This is a genomic window from Arthrobacter sp. NicSoilB11, from assembly GCF_019977375.1.
In the GTDB taxonomy this organism is placed as follows: Bacteria; Actinomycetota; Actinomycetes; order Actinomycetales; family Micrococcaceae; genus Arthrobacter.
The window spans coordinates 4,364,781-4,384,831 of sequence record NZ_AP024657.1; the positions used below are offsets into that span (position 1 = coordinate 4,364,781).

Sequence of the window (20,051 nt, forward strand, 5' to 3'; positions counted from 1 at the left end):
GAGCGCGTCTTTGACGCTTTATCCGGTCATGGGTCTGGTCTCGGGCCCCAGCTCTCGTTAGCCTTTGACTCTGGCCGTGGAGAAAGCCTATTTCCACCCCTTTCGAGTGTCACCAGTAGCGAGTACTCAGTTTCTGCAGTCATATTTACTGCGATAAGGCAAGTACGGGGATTACGGGTGCAGGGTGATATTAGGTATAGGGGTTATTGTCTGCCGCGCGTTTTTAAGTACGGGGGTTATCATGCCGCCCTTCGTGGTTCATGCGATGGGGTGGCGCCGGTACTGCCGCCAATACTGCAATCGCCAGGCCCTGCAAGGCCCCAGCGTTCGCCGGGCCGGCCTTCAGCCACGCGGCCGGGACCTTGAGCAATTGTGGATCTAATCTTGATGCAATCCAGCGCAAATTTGTATGGTGCCATGTTTAGTGGCGCGTTATATTCGCTTGTAGCGGCCTACGCGTTGGGGAGCGCGGCCACCATTTGAACCGGCAGTACAAAATGCGGTCTCCTTCTTCGATGATTGGGGACCCCATGCCGCTTGTGGGCCGAAACAAAGAAATTGACCGGATTCTTTCTGCGATCCGTGGCCCCAAGGAAACAGCCTTGGCCATCGTCGGCGGCCGGGGCATAGGCAAGTCAGCCCTGTTGTCCGAAATTTCCTCTCTCTGCGAATACCGGTCCGTGTTCCTGGCCGCCAGCGCCGCTGAATCGGGCTGGCCCTTTTCCGGGCTGACCGCGCTGCTGAATGAGATGGATGACCCGGTCCTGAACGGGTCCGTCGACGCCCTCGGGGGTGGCAACGCCGGTGCCCTGACCGTTCCCGCTGTGTCCGGCATGCTGCTCAGCGGACTGCAGCGCCGGTCGTCAACGCGGACCATCATTGCGATTGACGACGCCGACAGCCTGGATCCGGCCAGTCAATCAGTCATTGGATTCCTGGCACGGCGACTGGCCGGCACGGAAATTGTCCTGTTTGCGGGCATGCGGGACGAGGTCCCGGGAAGCCCCTTCACCGGCCTCCCCGCCCTGCGCCTGGGTGCGCTGAGCCAGGGTGACACCGTGCGGATGCTGGAAAGCATGCCAACCAAACAGACCACGACGGCGGTGGCCCACGCGGTTGCCGCAGCCACCGGCGGCAACCCGCTTGCCGCCGTCGAACTGTACAGCGGGCTGGTGGAGAGGCACGCCGGCGGCAAGTGCGCACTGCCCATCCCGCTGTCCTCCACGAGCAGCCTTGACGCTGGACACACATCAGCGGTGGCCGCTCTGACTCCCGGCGCGAGCATGGTCCTGGACCTGCTTGCGCTCTCGTTCCGCAGTGACATCACCACTATCGGGAAAATCGACCATGAAGCGTGGCTTCACGCAGATGAATTGGTGGCTGCCGGACTGGTGCAGCGATCCGGACAACACCTGTGGATAGCGGACCAGATGCTGCGGGGCCATGTGCACGCGGCCATGCCACCTGACGTCCGCACCGCAACCCACCGCGCCCTGGCTGAAGCAGCACGGGGTACCGATCGACATGCCCGCGGCTGGCACTTGAGCTTCGCGGTGGTCTTGGAGCACGAAACTCCCTTCCACCTTCTCCGTCACGCGGTGCACCTGGTCCGGAGGGGCGAGGTGTCCTTCGCGGTGGAATGCATCGAGCGGGCCCTCGCCATCAACCCGGGCGAAGCGGAAACGGCGGCACGCCTCACCGGGCTGGCCGAGCTGCTCTTCACCCGCGGTGATCTGGTGCATGCGCGCCGGTACCTGGAGTGGGCGCAAGGGGTCACCCGCGACCCCAACTTGATTCTGCGGTTGACCGGCCTCTCCTTCGAGATCGATTTCGTCCAGGGCGTTGCGGTGCGCTGCAGCATGCTGCAGCGGCTGGTAAAGGAGTTTGGCCAGCACGATCCGGGGTATTCCGCTGGCCTGCTGGCCATCGCCGCCGTCTATTATGCCGAGCGGTGGGAACTGAAAGAGGCAGTTGAGCTGCTGCGCCAGGGCGGCGCGTTCCGCGGCTCCGCGTCCTTGCAGTGCCTGGCCATCGCCGACCATGCCGAACTGCTGGTCGAATCGATCAGCGGCGGAAGGGCAAACCCCTCCCGCCGCCCCGGGCAGGTCCGCAGCGCCCGGCCGGCCCGCCTCCTGCTGCGCGGCCGGGCGCTCACCTATGCGGAACAGTACGAAAGCGCCCGTGAAGCCTTCGCGATGCTCCGCAGCTCCACAGAACCGGACCACGCCAATTGGCGGGAAACAGCAGCCCTCATGGCAGTAGACAATGAGATCCGCGCCGGGAATGTGGCAGCGGCGGTCAGGCTGATCGACGAACTCGAGCTCTGCCAACCTGACCTGGAGTACCACCGGGGAGCCCGGCACCTGTTCCGGGTTTGGCGTGCCTACTCGTTGGGCGATGACGAACTCGCGCGTAACCAGGCCGCCAATGCCCTGGACTATCTGCGATCGGGAAACCACCCTGGGCTCACGGCACAGCTGGCGGCCTGCCATGGCCACTTCGCACTCCTGCGGGGTGACCTGGCGGAGTCCGTTGTCCAGTTGTCCAGGGCCACGGAAATCGGTCTGGGGCTGGGCAACCCCACCCTGCTGCGCTGTGAGGCCGACCTGGTGGAGGTACTGGTCCGTCTTGGCCGGCACCGTGAAGCCACCCAGGCTCTTCAACGCCTGGAAAGCCGTTCGGCGGGGTTGCGCTCTCCGTGGCTGGTCATGGTGGTTGCCCGGAGCCGCGCCATGCTTGCGGACGGCGAGCAGTCCCTGCAGCTCTTCAAGCAGGCGCTTGAAGACAGGAACGGTCACAGGCTTGAGCGGGGCAGGACCCTGATGTGCTATGCGGAACGTTTGCATGGCTTCGGCAGGCTGCGCCACGCGCGGGAGGCTTTGCTCCGGGCCAAGGTGATGTTTGACGAGGCCGGGGCTGATGCCTGGACGCAGCACGTGGACGCCCTCCTGCTGGACGAACGGTGGGAGGCCGCCCGCCCGCAGGGCAACCCGTCAATGCTCTTGCTCACGGACCATGAGAGGGCGCTGGCGATGATGGTGGCCCGGGGGATGCGCAACAAGGAAATAGCCGGCACATTGTATGTTTCGGTCCGCACCGTCGAAGTACGCCTCACGGCCATCTACCGCAAGCTCGGCGTTGAGTCCCGCGCACAGCTGACTGCCCTGTCCGCCGGCAAGGCAACTCCGGCTGCGGAGCCGTACGTCCTGCCCGTCCTGTGATCCACAGGTCCCCGCAGTTTCCACATAGTCCCTGTTCCGAACCACATAGCTTTCGGTGTCCAGCCGGAAAGTGTGCCCCTGGCGAATAGCCTTGTCCCACGTTCAGAGGACGTCACGCGCCGGAAAGGTACAGCATGGACCGGATTCCAGTAACGACACCCCGGCAGGCTGCTGCCGGCGCCGTCACGTGAGCGAACTGATCCTGATAGGTGCCAGCGGCCTGGCGCGTGAAGTCCTGGCCATGGTCCGCGGCAGCGGCCAGTATGACGTGGTTGGGCTGCTCGATGATGACAGGGAGATGGCCGGCGTCACCGTCGATGGTGCCCCCGTCCTTGGCAGCATTGATGATGCAGTCAACTACATGCACGCCTTCCTCCTGGTGTGCATTGCGTCCAGCAGGGAACGCGAAGCGGTGGTGTCGCATCTGGGCACCCTGGGGATCGGCGAATCGAGGTACGCCAGTGCGGTGGATCCTTCCGTCCAGTACCCGGCAGGCTGCCGTGTGGGCCGCGGCAGCATCCTGCTGCGCAACGTAACCCTCACTGCCGCCGTGAGCCTGGGAACCCACGTGGTTGCCATGCCCTCCGTCACGTTCTCGTACGACGACGATGTCTCCGACTTTGCGACCTTCGCCGCGGGCGTCTCACTGGGCGGCGGCGCCAGGATAGGCAAGGGCGCCTACCTCGGATTGAATTCGAGCGTCCGGGAGAGGACATCCGTGGGAGACTACGCGACCATCGGCATGGGCGCGGCCGTTCTCAGCAATGTTCCCGACGGCGAAACGTGGGTAGGGGTGCCTGCCCACCAAATTGACCATGGTGGGTTCAACTACGGCTGGATCCGTTAGGGGTGTGCCCCCGCCGGCAAGGCCGCCGTCCGGAAGAACAGCTCCGTCACCGCGGCCAGGCGGCGTGGATCCTCAATCCCGCACAGCTCCCGGGCCGAGTGCATGGACAGCAGCGGCACGCCCACGTCCACGGTCCGGATGCCCAGTCGGGTCGCGGTGAGGGGCCCGATGGTGGAACCGCAGGGCACCACGTTGTTGGACACGAATTCCTGGTAGGGAACGCCTGCTTCGCCGCAGAGCCGCGCCCAGAATGCGGCGCCGAACGCGTCCGTGGCGTAGCGCTGGTTGGCATTGATCTTCAGCAGCGGCCCGCCGTTCAGCACGGGATGGTTGGCGGGGTCGTGCCGCTCGGGATAGTTGGGGTGCACGGCGTGGCCGGCATCGGCAGAGAGGCAGAACGACGCCGACAAGGCCTGCCGCCGTTGGCTCACCGTCGCGCCCAGGCCGTCGGAGATGCGCACCAGCACGTCCTCGAGGATGGGCCCGCAGGCCCCTGAGCGGGAGTTGGAGCCGATTTCCTCGTGGTCGAAGGCGGCAAGGACCGCAATCGGGCCGGCGGCGGCTGCGGACTCCGCATGGGCGGTAAGCGCTGCCAGTCCGGCATGCGTGGCGGAAAGGTTGTCCAGCCGCCCTGATGCGAAGAACTCCCCCTTGCCCCCGAAAACCGCAGGCGCCTGCGTGTCCGCAATGACGACGTCGTACCCGCCAATCTGCCCCGGATCGACGGATGCGCCGGCAACCGACGCCGCCAGCACGCCCAGCAGGTCGGAGTCTGAAGGACTTCCCAGCCCCCAGACGGGGTTCATGTGGCGCTGTTTGTCCAGGGTGAGGCCATCGTTCACGGCCCGGTCCAGGTGGATGGCCAGCTGCGGAAAGCGGAGCAGCGGCCCGGTGGCCGTGAGGTGCTCGGTGCCATCAAGCATCACCAGCCTGCCCGCCAGCCGCAGCTCCCGGTCCAGCCAGGAATTCAGCAGGGGGCCGCCGTAGATTTCCACCCCGGCCTGGAGCCAGCCGTGCGCACCCGTGGTGGGCTTGGGCTTGAGCTTGAACGACGGCGAATCGGTGTGCGCGCCCAGGATGTTGAAACCCGTGGCGGGTCCCGCGTCTTCGGGGACCACCCAGGCGATCAGGGCGCCGTCGCGGATGATGAAGAAGGAACCGGGCCCGGCCTCCCACGGCTGCACCTCATCCAGGCGGGTGAACCCGGCTTCCTCCAGGCGCCGGCCCCCCTCATGCGCAGCGTGGAAGCTCGACGGCGATGCGCTGACATAGGCGCCAAGGTCCTGGATGTGGTCTGCAGCAGAGGGAGGCAAAGGCATGGTCCCGAGTCTAGTGCCGCGCCTACTCGACAGGTGCCGGCGCAGCCTCGGTTGCCACGTCCGGCTGGCCCGCGGCGGCCACGCCCTTCCGCCGGTAGCGCAGCACGCCCACCGCCACCACAACGGCTGCCAGTGCAATCGAAAGCAGCAGGGACTCCCGGGTGGACTCCACGATCACCATGCCGATCAGCAGGGCCACGATGCTGATGATCGCTGCCCACGTGAGGTAGGGGAAAAGCCACATCTTCAGCTGCAGGTCCTTTGCTGCGGCTCCCATGCGCTTGCGGAGGACCAGCTGCGAGGCGGAGATGACCAGCCAGACGAACAATGCGATGGCTCCGGAGGTGTTGACCAGGAAGAGGAACACCGTGTCCGGGGCAATGTAGTTCAGGCCCACCGTGACGAAGCCGACCACGGTGGAGGCGAGGACCGCGGCAGCGGGTACGCCGCGGCGGGAGATGCGGGTCCATGCCCGCGGTGCGTCACCGCGGGTGGAGAGTGAGAACAGCATGCGGCTGGCGGTGTAGAGGCCGGAGTTCAGGCAGGACAGCACAGAGGTCAGCACCACCACGTCCATGATGGTTCCGGCGCCCGGGATGCCGAACAGTTCGATGACCGCTACGTAGGGGCTCTTGGCCACCGAGGCCGAGTTCCACGGAAGCAGGGTGACCACCACGGCGATGGAGCCGATGTAGAAGACCAGGATGCGCCATACGGTGGACTTCACGGCCTTCTTCACGGCATCCACGGGGTTTTCTGATTCGCCGGCGGCGATGGTGGCGATTTCGGCGCCGAAGAAGGAGAAGACCACCACGAGGATTCCGGCCAGGACAGCGCCCGGACCGTTGGGCATGAAGCCGCCGTTGTTGATCAGGTTGCTCAGGCCGGGGGCTGGGACACCGGGGATGAGCCCCAGGATGGCGGCTGCACCGAAGACCAGGAAGAGGACGATCGCCGCCACCTTGATGGACGCGAACCAGAACTCGAACTCGCCGTAGGACTTCACCGAGCCGAGGTTGGTGAGCGTCAGCAGCACCATGAGGACAAGGGCCCAGACCCACTGGTCAATGCCCGGCACCCACCGGTGCATGATGGCCGCGCCTGCAGTGGCCTCGATGCCCAGGACGATGATCCAGAACCACGCGTAGAGCCAGCCGATGCTGAACCCTGCCCAACGGCCCAGTGCCTTGTCCGCATAGGTCGAGAATGAGCCCGTTTCCGGGTTTGCCGCGGCCATCTCCCCCAGCATGCGCATGACCAGGATGACCACCAGGCCCGCGGCAGCATAGGCGACGAGGATACCCGGGCCGGCCTGCTGGATGGCGGCGCCCGAGCCGACAAAGAGGCCTGCACCAATGACGCCGGCGATGGCGATCATGGACAGGTGCCTGGGTTTCAGGGACTTTGAGAGTTGCTGGTCAGCATGCATGGAAGCGCCGTCCTGTTGGGAAAATAGCATGGGTTGAGCGACGTGCCTTGGTGGACCACCGGGGGACCGTGTGATGCACCACATCGTCGTTTCACCCTAGGTCGGCCATTATGCACCTTGCTTTGTGCACTCCAACAGACCTGGTTGCTCCCAACAGGACGTGCCTCCAAGCAGGAACCACCACGGGCAAAGAAAGTTTCCCGCCATGCACTTTTGTAATGTGCCGGAAACCACGCGCCGTCCCTCTCGCCGGGGGCGTCAGCAGTGGTTGGCCGCTAAACGTCCCGCCGCTTCAACAGGACTGCCGCGAGCAGGACGGGGATAATGACCCAGGCGCCAAGGACGAGTGCCGCCTGCCAGGCTTCCAGGGTGTCCGGAACATGCTGGGCCGCCGTCAGCGGATCAACGGTATTGCCTGGCAGGTACTTGCGGGCCTCCTTGAAGAAGTCCCCGGGAATGAGCTGGAAGGCGATGGGTGCCACGAAGAAGATGCCCACCAGGCTCATGATGCCGCCGGCGGAATTCCTGATGAGAGTGCCCAGGGCCATGCCGATGGCGGCGACGGCGGCCACATAGAGGCTGTTGACCAGAAGGAGCTTCACCGACTGGGAACTGCCAAGGTCCAGCGTGAGGCCATAGTTGTCCAGGATGGGCACGGCCACCAGTCCTGCCACCCAGGTGGAGACGGCGGTAACCACGAATGACGTCACCATGACCACCACGAGCTTTGCAGCGAATGCGGGAACGCGCCTGGGCACGGCCGCGAAGGTGGACCGGGCCATTCCGGTGGTGAATTCCGAACTCATCAGGAGCACACCAAGGGACCCCAGGATCAGCTGGGCGAAGGCGATGCCGGAGGTGGGCACGCTGACGGCAAGATCGCCGCCCTGCGATGCCATCCGCGCCGCGGCCTGCGGATCCCTTGTGGCCGCGTCGGCGAACTGGCCCGTCCCCCACGCGGACAGCGCGCCGAACCCGACCATGACCACCGCCGTGGAAGCGAGCAGGATCAGCGTGGAAAGGAGGCTGCGGAACTTGATGACTTCCGAGTTGAGCACCCGGAGGAACGTGGGGCCGGGCAGGGCCCGTCCACCGGCACGGGGGCTGCGGCCCCCGGCGGAGGATGCGGGGTCAGGCGAAGACGTGGGTTCGGTGGTGGTTACGCTCATTACTTGCTTACCTCCGCGGCGGGCAGGGAGTGGTATTCGACGTCGTCCTTGGTCAGTTCCATGTACGCCTCCTCGAGGCTGGCGACGAGCGGCGTCAGTTCGTAGACCATGACGTGGTTTTCCAGGGCGGCCGCCGCGATGGTCCTGGGCTCCAGGCCCGTTACTTCGAGCAGTTCCCGCTCCGGGACGTCGATGGACGCGCCCCGTCCGGCGAGCAGCTGGTAGAGACGGTCGGGTTCGTCGGTACGCACCCGGACCCGTGCCTGCCCCTTGCCGGTGATGATGTCACGGATGGGTGCGTCGGCAATCACGCGGCCGCGCCCAATGACGATCAGGTGGTCGGCGGTCTGGGCCATCTCGCTCATCAGGTGGCTGGAAAGGAAAACCGTGCGTCCCTGCCCTGCGAGGTAGCGGACCAGGTTCCGCACCCAGACCACACCTTCCGGGTCCAGGCCGTTGACGGGTTCATCCAGGATGAGGGTCTGCGGGTCCCCCAGCAAGGCTGCCGCTATGCCCAGCCGCTGGCCCATCCCCAGGGAGAAGCCGCCGGCCTTCTTGCGTGCCACAGCCTCCAGCCCCGTCATTTCAATCACCTCGTGCACCCGGGATTTGGGGATGCTGTGCGTGGCCGCCATGGCCAGCAGGTGGTTGTAGGCACTGCGGCTGGTGTGGACCGCCTTGGCATCGAGAAGGGCACCCACTTCGCGCAGGGGTGCCTTGTGCCGGACGTACGGCAGGCCGTTCACGGTGACCGAGCCCGACGTCGGCCGGTCCAGTCCCATGATCATCCGCATGGTGGTGGATTTTCCTGCCCCGTTGGGGCCCAGGAAGCCGGTCACTTGCCCTGCCCTGACGGTAAAGCTGACGCCGGCCACGGCGGTTTTGGCGCCGTAGACCTTGGTCAGCCCGTTTGCCTCGATCATGAAGAATCCTTTGCACGGCAGCGCGCGGCTGCAGACGACTTTCGGTGGGTGTTCATGCCTTACGCTACCGATGCCCGGGCAGCTTTTTCCCGGAATCAGGGTTGATTCAGGGGAGAATCAGGGTAGTTACTTCCCCCACGTCCACGTGGTCAGCGGCGCGGGGAGTAATACGTCAGTGCCTTCGGCTGGATCCGGTACGCGACTCTGCGCACGCCGGCCAGCGCTTCGCCATCCACCGCCAGCGCCATGGGTGCGCCTCCGGCGTCGATCCTTACCTCGGTGGCCTCCCGCAGGTGGGTGATGCGGGAGCTTGCCACTGTTCCCGTCAGCACGGACCACAGCAGCCGCAGCCGGGCAAAGGATTCGTCAGCCGTGATCATCCGGACGTCCAGCACGCCGTCATCCATCACCGGCCGGAACAAGGGCGCATGGTCCCGGGGGTAATAACGCCCCCTGCCCAGATAGGCAATCCACACCTTGCGCACAACGCCGTCCACGGACAGGGTGGTTGGGGTGCCCGCCGCAAAGGTCCTGAACATGGCCACCACCCCTGCCAGCGGCTTCCCGAGCGCCGGTTGCAGGTGTTCCCGGCGGCGGACAAAGTTCGGATAAAGGCCGACGCTGGAGGTGTTCAGCATGACCATTTCGGAGACCTCCGGGCTTCCCGCCAGGCCCCGTTCCGCCGTCACCACCCCGATGTCCGCCAGGGCCGCTTCACCTTTGCTGGCCGCATCCACTGCATCCTTCAGGCTTCCCGTCCCCGCGTCGCGCGCAAAGTGGTTCAGGGTGCCGCCGGGCAGGACCAGCAGGGGAATCGAACGTGCGACGGCGGCGGCGGCCGCTGCGCCGACCGTTCCGTCACCGCCCCACACGCCCAGGGCGCGGGTGCCAGGGAAGTCGGCGGTGGCGGCGATCCGTTGCACCAGGTCCTCGTCCGGCTGCACGGTGTTTATATGCGCTTTGGGAAATACTTCCTTGAGTGCTGACGCCGTCTCCTCCTTGAAGGATCCGCCCAAGGTGTTGACCACAATGCTCAGACCCTCGCCGCCCGGCAACTCAGGCGCACTGGTCCATGCCCTGGTCGTCTGCGGAATCGGCGGACGAACCGGCCACCAATGGCGGGTCACCAGCGCAGCACCGGCACCAAGGGCCGAACCGAAGAGGACGTCCGACGGCCAGTGGGCGCCGGTGTGAACCCGCGAATAGGCGACTCCCACGGCTGCGGGAGCCAGGGCAGCACCTACGGCCGGGCGGACCAGGCCTGCCCCGACTGCGAACGCTATCGCAGACGCCGAATGCCCCGATGGCATGGAGGAGCTGGTGGGCTGTGGATGCACGAAGCGGAACACCGGAAGATGTTCGGGGAGCGGGCGGGTCCGGGGGAGCAGCGTCTTGAACACCACGTTGGTCACGGCGGAGGCCACCCCCTGGGCGATCAGCCCATGCAGTGCTGCCCTCCGCGTCTTGCCGGGAAACAACGCCAGGACGGCCGCCGCTCCCATCCAGAGCTTTCCGTGGTTGGCCGAGGCGGAAAGCCGGCGGAAGAACACATCGTGGTTGCCGCCGGGCAGGTTGGATACATGCTTGAGAAGGTATCTATCGAGGCGGCTGATCCAGCTTCGCCCCCGCGGCCTGGCGCTTTGCATGTGATCACCCTAACCCAAGGTCTAGTCCCGCTTGGCGGCTTCCTGCCCGGCGGCTTCCTCGACCGCGCTAAGGGGCCTCGCGGCACCGGCAAGAAGCAGCGCCACCAGGATGGGTGCCATGATGGCCAGCAGCGCGGTGTGGATACCGGTGAGGTCACCGAGGTAGCCCAGCAGCGGCGGTCCAGCAAGGAATGATATATACCCCAAAGTGGATACAACGGAAACGCGTGCGGCGGAGTGCCGTGGGTCATCGGACGCAGCGGACATGCCCATGGGGAAAGCCAGGGCGGCGCCGACGCCCCACAGGGCAGCACCGATGCCGGCCAGCCAGATATTGGGCGCCAGCACAAAAAGGCCCAGGCCCGCGGCCGCTGCGGCCATGCTGGCCCGCAGGACTGCCACCCGTCCGTATGCGTCGATGACTCGGCCGCCCAGGAACCGCATGGCGGTCATGGCCAGGACGAAGAGGGCGAACATGAGGGCGCCGGTGGATTCGGAGGCCGCGAGCCCGTCCACTGAGGCCTTGGCGATCCAGTCGTTGCCCGCTCCCTCGGTGAGGGTGGCGCCCAGGACCACGACGCCGATGAGCAGTGTCCTGCTGTCCCGCCACGCGGACGGTCCCTTGGCGGGTTTCGGCTCCCCCTCCACGGGGGCGGTGGAGATGTGGGGAAGGAAGTAGCGTGGCACGGTCAATGCCACCAGCACCACCACGGCTGCAATCGCCATGAGATGCAGCGGCAGGTCCACACCCAGGGTGGAAAGCCCTGCACCCACCAGGGCGCCAACGAATGCGCCGCCGCTGAAGGCCGCGTGGAACTGGGGCATGATGGTGCGACGGAGCTTGTGCTCCACGTCGGCCCCTTCGATGTTCTGTGCCACATCCCAAAGGCCAATGCCAATGCCAAAGAAGAACAGCGAAACCGCTGTTCCGGGAATGGACGTGGCCGAAAGCGACAGGGCGATTCCCACACCTGCGGCCGCCGCCAGCAAGCCCGCAAAGCGGACCGTGTTGGCGGTGCCAATCCTGCCGACCACCAGGCCGGCGGTGGGAAGTGCCAGCAGTGAGCCTACGGCCGTGCACAGCAGCAGCGTGCCCATTTGCCCCGACGTGATGTGCAGCGTCTGCGTAACGGCAGGGATCCTGGCCGCCCAGCTTGCGAACACGAGTCCGTTGATCCCGAAGACCACGAACGTGGCTGCGGCGGCGGCCCTCAAGCCTGCCTGCTGTTCCTTACCTGTACTGGAGCTCATACGTACACTACTTCCACAGAGTATTTTTTAAGGTCGGCATGGTCCTGGGCGCTGAATTGCCGGTCCGTCACGATGACATCCACTTTTTCCAGGCCGGCGACGAGCACCCGGGCGCTGGCCTGCCACTTTCCCGCGGAGGCGGCCACCACCACTCGTGCCGCAGCTTCCAGGCCGGCCTTCTTCACCGCGGCATCGTCGAGGTCGTGGGCCAGCAGGCCGTCGCGGAAGTCCACTGCGCAGGGCGTGACCACCGCGGTGTCAAAACGCAGGGACCTGATGTTGGACTCGGCCAGCGGTCCGCGGAAACAGAGTTCACCGGGCACCACGCTTCCACCCGGCAGCAGCAGGGCGGGGCGGGAGCCTGCGGCACCGTCACCGCCTGCAGCCGCATTGAGGGCCTGCAGGGACATGGGCATCAGGGTCACCTGCCGGCCGGCCGCTGCCCGCGCCACTTCGGTTGCCGTGCTGCCGCTGTCCAGCCAGACGTGTTCGCCGTCGGCCAGCAGGCCGGCCACGGCAGCTGCGATGCGCTTCTTGGCATCCCGGTCCTCCAGCTCCCGCTGTCCGTAGCCCGGGTTGCGGCCGTGGCCTATCAGGCTCCTGGCGCCGCCGTGGACCCTGCGGAGCACACCGTGGCCGGCCAGTACTTCAAGGTCCCGGCGGATGGTTGCGCCGGAGGCGGCGCAGGCCTGCATCAGGTCCTCGACGCTCACCTCCGGCTGCCGCCGGAGGATTTCGGCAATGGTCCTGTGCCGCTCGTCCGTTTTCATGAGCAAATGATATCAACTCATGATCATTTGCTCATGTGGTGGCCGGGACAGCTCAGCGGCTGCGCGCCACCCTCTGTTCGTCCCACACCGGCTCCGCCGACTCGTACACCTTCCCGTCGGAGCCGAATACCAGGAACCGGTCGAAGGTCCGGGCAAACCAGCGGTCGTGGGTGACCGCCAGGACAGTTCCCTCGAAGTGGTCAATGGCCCGCTCCAGCGCTTCAGCGGAGTGCAGGTCCAGGTTGTCCGTGGGCTCGTCCAGCAGCAGCAGGGTGGCACCACTGAGCTGAAGCAGGAGGATCTGGAACCGCGCCTGCTGGCCGCCGGAGAGTGACTCATACTTCTGTTCCGACTGTCCCGCCAGGCCGTAGCCGTCCAGGGCACCCGCGGCGGCCTCCCGGCCCAGCCCGGAACGGTGTTCATCGCCGCGGTGCAGGATTTCCAGCAGGGTCTTTCCCAGCAGGTCGGGACGGACATGGGTCTGGGCAAAGAATCCCGGCCGGATCCTGGCACCGAGCTTGACGGTGCCTTCGTGCGGTACCTCGGCGATGTCAACATCGGACACGGGCAGGTGTTCGCGTTCGGGGTCAGTGCCGCCAGTGGCCAGCAGCCGCAGGAAGTGCGACTTGCCGGAACCATTGGAGCCCAGCACGCCCACGCGGTCGCCGAACCACACTTCCGTGGAAAAGGGCTTCATGAGCCCGGTGAGTTCCAGCTTCTCCGCCACAATGGCGCGCTTGGCGGTCCGTCCGCCTTTGAGCCTCATTTGCACGTTCTGCTCGATGGGCAGCGCCTCGGGCGGCCCCACTTCAAGGAACTTTGCCAGCCGGGTCTGGGCGGCATGGTAGCGGTTGGCCATGTCGGAGCGGAACGCGGCCTTGTTCTTGTACATGTTGACGAGCTCCTTGAGCTTGATGTGCTCCTCGTCCCAGCGCTTGCGCAATTCCTCGAACCGGGCGTTCCGGTCCGCCCGGGCCTCCACGTACGATTCGAACCCGCCCCCGTGGATCCACGCGGCGGCCCCGTTGATCCCCGGCTCAAGGGTGACAATGCGCCCGGCGGCGTTGTTCAGCAGCTCGCGGTCGTGGCTGATGAAGAAGACGGTTTTCCTGGAGTCATTGAGCTTCTCCTCGAGCCAGCGCTTGCCCGGCACGTCAAGGTAGTTGTCCGGCTCGTCCAAAAGGAGGAGATCGTCCGGGCCGGCGAACAGTGCTTCCAGCACCAGGCGCTTCTGCTCGCCGCCGGAAAGGGTCGACGCCGGGCGGTGCTGTGCGCGGTCAAAGGGCAGCCCCAGCGCGGCCATGCAGACCTCGTCCCAGACGGTCTCGACGTCGTAGCCGCCGGCGTCCCCCCAGTCCACGATGGCCTGGGCGTACCGCATCTGGGTGGGCTCGTCGTCGTCCTCCATCATGGCCAGCTCGGCGTCATCCACCTCGCGGGCAGCGGCTGCCAGGGCCGGGGGAGCGGCGGACACCAGGAGGTCGCGGACGGTGGATCCGTCCCGCACCTGCCCCACGAACTGGCGCATGATGCCCATGTTTCCGGACCGCCCAATGACGCCCTCGTCCGGGACCAGGTCTCCGGCGATGATCCGGAACAGCGTGGTCTTCCCAGTGCCGTTGGGCCCGATGAGGGCGGTCTTGGTGCCGTCAGGGACCTTGAAGGTCACTCCGTTCAGGAGCTGGGTGCCGTCGGAGAGGAAGTAGTCGATGCCGGAAACGTCAATATGGGCCACACCGTCAATCCTCCCACGCCGGTCCCTTGCCTGGCGGGGTCCCCTAGCCGGCGGCGGTGAGGAACTGCTTCAGCAGCGGGCCGGAGGTGGTGGCGCCCAGGCCGCCGTCCTCCACGAAGACGGCTACGGCCAGGTCCCCGTGGACGGCCACGATCCAGGCGTGCGTCTTTGGCGGAGTCTCGGTGCCGAATTCGGCGGTTCCGGTCTTCGCCCCTACCGGTGCCCCGGGGACGCTGGACAGGAACCCTGCGTGGCCGGACGTGACGACGGCGCGCATCATGTCTGCCAGCGACGCCGCCTCCGCAGCCGTGATCGGCTTGTCCGAGGCGGTGGAGGGTGCCTCGGCAGCGGCGGTTGCGGACCGGTCGGCCGCGGGGGCAGTGGAACCTGCCGTTGTTCCGGCAGCGGGCGCACCGGCGTCGGGGTTGAGGACCAGCTGCGCGGCGACGGGGGCGCCCTTGGCCACGGAGCCGGCCATGATTGCTGCGGCCAACGGGGAGAGCAATACCTTGCCCTGGCCAATCATGGACGCTGCGTGTTCGGTGCCCTGCGCCTGCCCTGGAACGGAGCCCAGGAAGGCTTCGGCGCCAAGTTTCGGCGCCTCCACCGCCACTCCCATGGACGTGGCAGCGGCTTCAAGCTGGCCCTGCGACACCGAGTCGCGCTGGGAGATGAAGGCAGTGTTGCAGGAGTGGGCAAAGGCGTCCCGCAGGGTCACCGCGCCCAAAGAGGTCTCGGGGTAGCCTTCCGAGTTTTTGAAGGTCCGCCCGTCCACCGTGAGCGTGGGGGTGCACTGGATGGTGGAGTCGGGCGTCATCCCGTTCCGGAACATGGCCAGGGAATCCACCATCTTGAAGATCGATCCCGGGGCGTACTGTCCCAGCATTGCCGTGTTATAGCCGTTGCTGCCCGGCCCGGAAGCCGCTGCCAGCACGGCTCCGGTGGAGGGTCGGAGGGCCACGATGGCTGACGCCGGCCCCACCGGCTCCAGGATGCCCTCAGCCAGCGTCTGCAGCCGCGGATCGAGGGTGGTCTTCAGCGGCGTCCCGGGCTTGGGCTCCACCTGGAAGAGGACGCGGCGGGGGTCGGTGCCGGCGGATTGGATCTGTTCGCGCGTGAGGTCGGCCCGTTGCGCGCGGATGACGACGGCGTCCGATCCGCGGAGCTGTTCGTCATACTGCTGCTGGAGCCCTCCAATGCCCGTGACGTCCCCGGGGGCCAGGGCGCCATCGGACGCCTCGATTTGTTCCGCCGTCGCTTCCCCTACCGACCCGAGCACGGCCCGGGCAAACGTCCTGCTCGGGGCCAGGGGGATGGATGCCGGGATGCCGCGGGCGCCGGGAATGGCCTGGATCTGTGCATCGGTGATGGTCCGGCCCTCTTCGCGGAGGGTGATGGCGGAAACAAAGGCCTGGGCCCCTGCTGCCTTGACCTGCTGCACGTAGGCGGCAGGGTCCACTCCCACCAGGGCAGCCAGTTTGCCGGCGGAATCGGCGGGGTCTGCGCTGCCCAACTGGGGCTTGTCGATGCCCACATTCACCACGGGGCGGTAGGTCACCAGCGGGACGTCTCCGGCGCCCAGGATGTCTGCGCGCTGGGGGGTCTGGGATCCTTTGGTCACGATTTCGCTGTCCCCGAGGCCCGGTGCCAGGATGGCCGGATCCCAGACGGTGAGCCATTTATCGCCGGACTTCCTGAAGTTCGCTGCGATGGTGTACTTCCATTCCGCGTCGCCGAACTTCCAGGTGTAGTTCAGGGGTGCGGAGGCCTTGTCCCCGTCCAGCGTGAGTCCGCCTGCCTGGACCTCGGGCTTTTGCGGGTCCAGGGCTGCGAAGACCTGGTGCAGCTGGTCGTTCGCTGCGGCGGCGTCCTTGCCGTCGAAAGCCACGGACCCTACATCGAGCGCCGAGACTGCGCCGGCCAGCTGCCGTGCCGCGGCTTCGGCGCCGGACTTTCCGTCATCGCAGGCCACCAGCGAGGTTCCGATAATGAGCGCAGTTATGGCAAGCGAAAGTTTTGTTGTTTTCCCCATCGCGCCATTATCCCCCGGGCCGGCTGACATCAGCGCCACGCGTGTTCAGTCCCGGGTCATGGAGCGTTATGAGAGCCCCAGGTCCGGCACCGGCAGTTTGAAGACGTCCTTCAGGGCGGACGTTGCGGCATGCAGCCCGGGCATGCCCGTCACCCCGGGACCCGGCGGTGTCGACGACGAACACAGGTAGACGCCCAGCAGCGGCGTCCGCCACGGGATGGGGGACACCACCGGCTTCTGGACCAGACCCCGGACGTCCATAATGCCGGCGCTGAAATCGCCCCCAATGTAGTTCCGGTTGTATTCAGCCAACTCCGCTGCGGTGATGACGTGTGATTCCACCACAAGATCGCGGAATCCCGGGGCGAACCGTTCCAGCTGCGCGGCAACCTGGCTGGTCATGTCCTTCGTCGAGCCGGAGGGAACATGGCAGTACGTCCACAGTGTGTGCCGGCCTGCAGGGGCGCGGCCTGCGTCGAAGCGGGACGGCTGGGCCACGAGCACATATGGCCGTTCAGGATGGCGTCCGGCACTGACTTCGTTTTCCGAGCGTGCCAGCTCGGCCCGCGTGCCGCCCACGTGCACGGTGCCGGCGTCGGAAAGTCCGCTGGCCTGCCACGGCACCGGCCCGGACAGGATGAAGTCCACCTTGCACGAGCCATTGCCGTAACGGAAGCGTTCCAGGGCCCGCCGGTAATGTCCGGGAAGTGATTCCCCTGCCATGTCCAGCAACCCCCGGGGTGCCACGTCCAGCAGCGTGGCGCGGGTGGCAGGAAGCTGTTCCAACCGGTCAATCGGGGTTCCGGTGTGGATGACTCCTCCGTGGGCGCGGATGTCGTCCGCGAGGGCTGCCGCGATGGATGCGGAACCGCCGCGGGGGATGGGCCATCCCACGGCGTGTCCCAGGGCACCAAGCATCAGCCCGGCTCCGGAGGCGGCGAGGGAGGGCAGGTGGGAGATGGCATGGGCGGCCACACCGCTGAGGAGGGCCGGCGCCAGTTCCTCCCGGAACCGAAGGTTCCACAGCCCGGTCCCTTGTTCCAGGGTCCGCAGGCCGTAGACGCCGGCCACCAGGGGGTTCCGGGGGATCCGGAGGAGTTGGTTTTGGGTGAAGTCCATGACGTCGTCAATGTGGCGGACCAGTGGCTCCATGAGCCGGCGGTACGCGGGTCCGTCCCGGCCCAGTCCTTCAACGGTCCTGTCCATCGATTGATAGGCCAGGGCTGCCCGGCCACCTTCCAGCGGGGAACCGAAGGACACGTCCGGGGTGATGAGGTCCACCCTTCGGGGCAACTCGAAAGCGCGGAAGAAAGGGGACGCCACAGCCATTGGGTGCACGGCGGAGCAGACATCATGGAAGTGCCCGGGCTGCATCAACTCCGTGGTCCGGGTTCCGCCGCCAATCGTCGCTGCGGCCTCGAAGACCTCCACTGACAGGCCGGCCCGCGCCATCACCGCGGCCGCGGAGAGTCCGTTGGGGCCGGACCCTACTACTGCCACATCAGGCACGGGACCCCGCCTTCGCCGCGCGGAATGAAGCCGGCAGCTTGAGCCGGATCCGGTCCGGCGCGTTGGAGAAGGGGCCGCCGTGGGGGTCGTCCAGGTGGTGGCGGCGGATGGGATCATAGGCGGGATCGTAAATATCCCAGACGACGCGTGCCATGAGATAGGCCACCGCGGCCATATGCGCGGCCACCGCCAGGACGTAGTAGGGCATGTCCAGGTTGTGCTGGGAGGAACCTGCGCTGGTCACCTGTCCAAGGTACATCCATATCGCAGCCCAATGCAGGGCTTCGATGCCCTGCCAGACCAGGAAGTCGCGCCACCGCGGCCGGGCCAGGGCCAGCAGCGGAATGAGCCACACCACGTATTGGGGCGAATACACCTTGCTGGTAAGGATGAAGGCCGCCACGATCAGGAAGGCGAGCTGCGCCATGCGGGGACGGCGGGGGGCCGTCAACGCAACAGCGGCAATGCCTGCACAGGCCACGGCAAAGAACCCGGTGGAAAACATGCTGACGGCACCGGCGCCAAGCCCGGACCAGCCCAGCCTGTCCGCCACCAGGTTGTAGGCAAACCAGGCTGAGCTGTACCCGGCGCCCCGCTCAGCGCTGTACTGGAAGAAGAAGGCCCACCCGGAAGGGTTGGCAGCCGCGAACGGCAGGTTCACTGCCAGCCAGGCGGCGGCCGCGCTGCCGCCGGCCACCAGCAGCGGGCGCCATCTTCCCGTGCGTACTGCAAGCAGCAGGATGGCGCCCAGCACCAGCAGCGGATACAGCTTGGTGGCCGTGGCGAGGCCAATCATGACCCCGGCGGGCACAAGCCGTTGCCGGGCAAAGAAGTACATCCCCAGGGCAAGCAGGCATGCGGCCCAAAGGTCCCAGTTGATGGTTCCGGCCAGCACGATCCCCGGGGCCACCGCCACCATGGCCGCATCCCACGGACGGCGGCCGGGCATGCGTGCTGTCACCAGCACGGTGGCCATGGCCACCGCCGCCAGCAGCACCGCGTTGATGTCAAAGTAGGCCAGGGCGCGGGCACCGGCCTCTCCGCCGGGTACCAGCCAGGCCGTCACACCCGCGATCAGCCCAAGGAGCACCGGGTATTCGAACTGGCTGCCGCTGCCCAGGATGGGAAAGATTCCCGCGGCCATGCCGCGGTTGCGGAACAATTCGGGGAAATCCGAGTAACACGTGGCATAGAACTGCGTGGGCGTCTCCCAGCCGTTGGCCCTGCAATAGCCCTTCAGCAGGACCCCCACCAGGGCTGCCAGGGCCGTGAGGACAATGAGCACCCGTTCCACCGAGTAGATACCGGGGGAGACCACGCCGGGATCTGTCCTGGATCCCAGCGGGCCGCCGATCACCTCGGTGAAATTCCGCAGCAGGGCATCGCTGCGGCTGGGCACTACGATTCGGGGCCGTCGTCCGCTGTCCGGCGACTGGGTCTCGTGCATGGCTTCGAGCTTACAGCCGGCCCCCTCCCGGGGGCTTGGGGGCCGGCCCGTCAGCGCAGGCCACCTATTTGCTGGTGCATGAGCACGAAAACGTCGTTCCGGTGCTGCTCCAGCAGGGCGCTGTTAAAGGAACTGCGGCGCTGCAGGGGCCGGGACAGGAGTCCCATGATTTTTTGCATCAAGGGAGCCACCTCCTTTCTTCGGTTACAAGGCACAAAAGTGCATGGCGAATTAGCACCCCTTTTCAGTGCGCAAAAGCGCGGAAATTTGGGCGCAAGGAATTCACCGAGGGAATTAGTGGAATTGCGCAGGAGCGCCGTGGCAGCGCGGACTACCGGGAGCCGGAAGTGAACCGCAATGCCGGTGGGAGAGCTGTGGCAAATGCGGGACTATGCGGCTGCGAAGGGGAGGCCTGGGCAGCAGCAGTTCCCGGAAGTCAGCGGAGAAGCACGGTGGTCCGGCCTGGACGGCCCGTCTTGGACATGGAGTCCCGCCTGGGCCTTGACGGTACTGGCACCGTGGCCCGCGGCCAGGTGGCTGGCGCCTAGCGGCGTCGCAGCAGGCCCGGGAGGTCCGCCGGCCGGCGGTAACCCGAGTTGACCGAAGCCACGCGCACAGGATCAGCAAAGGCCGGGAATGCATTGATGGAGGCATTCCATTCGCCAGTCAAAGTCATCATTATCCCAACCTCCTTTTCTACTGTCCGCTGCGTGGATTGCAATGCGGTCTTTGACCCCGGCAGATTGCCGTGGG

15 protein-coding genes are annotated in these 20,051 nt (G+C 66.3%); 2 read left to right on the forward strand and 13 right to left on the reverse strand.

Features of this window, described 5'->3' with window-relative positions:
• Nucleotides 1-530: 530 nt before the first annotated feature.
• Both LDO14_RS20350 and LDO14_RS20355 read left to right on the forward strand, forming a co-directional pair.
• Entirely contained in the window at nt 531-3,221 is a 2,691-nt protein-coding gene (locus LDO14_RS20350; protein ID WP_223995323.1) for a LuxR C-terminal-related transcriptional regulator, read from the forward strand.
• Between the two features lie 187 nt (nt 3,222-3,408).
• Nucleotides 3,409-4,068, forward strand: coding sequence for an acetyltransferase (locus tag LDO14_RS20355; protein WP_223993155.1), 660 nt, complete (start codon nt 3,409-3,411; stop codon nt 4,066-4,068).
• On the opposite strand, the gene LDO14_RS20360 is transcribed toward LDO14_RS20355, so the two are convergent.
• From LDO14_RS20360 to LDO14_RS21625, 13 genes are all read right to left on the reverse strand, one after another.
• Entirely contained in the window at nt 4,065-5,387 is a 1,323-nt protein-coding gene (locus tag LDO14_RS20360) for a M18 family aminopeptidase (RefSeq protein ID WP_223993157.1), read from the reverse strand. The two genes, LDO14_RS20355 and LDO14_RS20360, sit on opposite strands and share 4 nt — an antisense overlap.
• 22 nt (nt 5,388-5,409) lie before the next feature.
• The gene (locus LDO14_RS20365; RefSeq protein ID WP_018769850.1) at nt 5,410-6,816 is read right to left on the reverse strand and encodes an amino acid permease; all 1,407 of its coding nucleotides are present in this window, start codon (nt 6,814-6,816) and stop codon (nt 5,410-5,412) included.
• Nucleotides 6,817-7,091: 275 nt separating this feature from the next.
• On the reverse strand, nt 7,092-7,985 hold the full coding sequence (locus LDO14_RS20370; protein WP_200953185.1) for an ABC transporter permease: 894 nt from the start codon (nt 7,983-7,985) through the stop codon (nt 7,092-7,094).
• Nucleotides 7,985-8,908 carry an ABC transporter ATP-binding protein gene (locus LDO14_RS20375; RefSeq protein ID WP_018769852.1) on the reverse strand — a complete coding sequence of 308 codons (924 nt, stop codon included), beginning with the start codon at nt 8,906-8,908 and terminating at the stop codon, nt 7,985-7,987. Before LDO14_RS20375 ends, LDO14_RS20370 begins: the two co-directional genes overlap by 1 nt.
• 149 nt (nt 8,909-9,057) lie before the next feature.
• Nucleotides 9,058-10,554 carry a bifunctional phosphatase PAP2/diacylglycerol kinase family protein gene (locus LDO14_RS20380; protein ID WP_223993159.1) on the reverse strand — a complete coding sequence of 499 codons (1,497 nt, stop codon included), beginning with the start codon at nt 10,552-10,554 and terminating at the stop codon, nt 9,058-9,060.
• Nucleotides 10,555-10,575: 21 nt separating this feature from the next.
• Entirely contained in the window at nt 10,576-11,805 is a 1,230-nt protein-coding gene (locus tag LDO14_RS20385; protein WP_051081376.1) for an MFS transporter, read from the reverse strand.
• Nucleotides 11,802-12,575 (reverse strand): DeoR/GlpR family DNA-binding transcription regulator, encoded by a 774-nt coding sequence (locus tag LDO14_RS20390; RefSeq protein ID WP_018769855.1) that lies wholly within the window; start codon nt 12,573-12,575, stop codon nt 11,802-11,804. Before LDO14_RS20390 ends, LDO14_RS20385 begins: the two co-directional genes overlap by 4 nt.
• A gap of 52 nt (nt 12,576-12,627) precedes the next feature.
• Complete coding sequence (locus LDO14_RS20395; protein WP_056392351.1) at nt 12,628-14,310, reverse strand: ATP-binding cassette domain-containing protein; 1,683 nt, start codon at nt 14,308-14,310, stop codon at nt 12,628-12,630.
• Between the two features lie 43 nt (nt 14,311-14,353).
• A complete protein-coding gene (locus tag LDO14_RS20400) occupies nt 14,354-16,342 on the reverse strand; it encodes a penicillin-binding transpeptidase domain-containing protein (RefSeq protein WP_018769857.1) in 1,989 nt (662 codons plus the stop codon).
• Between the two features lie 66 nt (nt 16,343-16,408).
• The gene (locus tag LDO14_RS20405) at nt 16,409-17,851 is read right to left on the reverse strand and encodes an NAD(P)/FAD-dependent oxidoreductase (protein WP_018769858.1); all 1,443 of its coding nucleotides are present in this window, start codon (nt 17,849-17,851) and stop codon (nt 16,409-16,411) included.
• On the reverse strand, nt 17,844-19,298 hold the full coding sequence (locus LDO14_RS20410; protein ID WP_223993161.1) for a glycosyltransferase 87 family protein: 1,455 nt from the start codon (nt 19,296-19,298) through the stop codon (nt 17,844-17,846). Before LDO14_RS20410 ends, LDO14_RS20405 begins: the two co-directional genes overlap by 8 nt.
• A gap of 50 nt (nt 19,299-19,348) precedes the next feature.
• Nucleotides 19,349-19,480 (reverse strand): hypothetical protein, encoded by a 132-nt coding sequence (locus tag LDO14_RS21620; RefSeq protein ID WP_261377430.1) that lies wholly within the window; start codon nt 19,478-19,480, stop codon nt 19,349-19,351.
• Nucleotides 19,481-19,842: 362 nt separating this feature from the next.
• Nucleotides 19,843-19,977, reverse strand: a complete 135-nt coding sequence (locus tag LDO14_RS21625) for a hypothetical protein (RefSeq protein ID WP_018769862.1) — start codon at nt 19,975-19,977, stop codon at nt 19,843-19,845.
• Nucleotides 19,978-20,051 lie beyond the last annotated feature (74 nt).